Source organism: Clostridium neuense, assembly GCF_045310695.1.
GTDB lineage: Bacteria > Bacillota > Clostridia > Clostridiales > Clostridiaceae > Clostridium_S > Clostridium_S neuense.
In genome coordinates, this window is record NZ_JBJIAA010000050.1 from 1 (window position 1) to 647 (window position 647).

Genomic DNA, 647 nt, shown 5'->3' on the forward strand with positions numbered 1-647 from the left:
ATTCATTACATATGTGGTTAGCGTTGGAATCGGCTTTCCTATATTGCTTACTCCCTTTTCTATATCTTCACTTGTTATTTCTTTAAAGGTTACGTGAACTGTTGTCTCCGTTATTCCATACATATTGATAATTTTTGTTTCTTCATATTTTTGTTTCCATTTACTTAGCTTTTGAGGATTTAAAGCTTCTCCTCCAAATACAATATATCTTAAATTTAACTTTCTCTCGTCACTGTTTGCTTCTATGTTCATTAAATTATAAAATGCTGATGGTGTTTGATTTAATACTGTTACCTTTTCTTTTTTCAGTAGCTCTAAATATTTCTCAGAGTCTTTAGCTACTATCTTAGGCACTACTATTAGTCTTCCACCGTAAAGTAAAGCTCCATACATTTCCCATACTGAAAAATCAAAGCAGTATGAATGGAACATTGTCCATACATCTTTGTTACTAAAATTAAATGGCATTTTATCATTAAACATAAGCCTAACTACATTGTTATGCTCTATCATAACACCTTTAGGTTTTCCCGTTGTTCCTGATGTGTATATTATATACGCTAAGCTATTTGAATCTGCGGTTTTACCTAGATTAGTACTGCTGTACTTATAAAACTCTTCATTATTTATGTCACATATTTTTATAT

Annotated in this window: 1 protein-coding gene; it reads right to left on the minus strand. The window is 30.6% G+C overall.

Annotated features, from left to right (window positions below; translation table 11 throughout):
* A partial coding sequence (locus tag ACJDT4_RS23300) for an AMP-binding protein (protein WP_406790018.1) occupies window positions 1-647 on the minus strand: 647 nt, incomplete at both ends.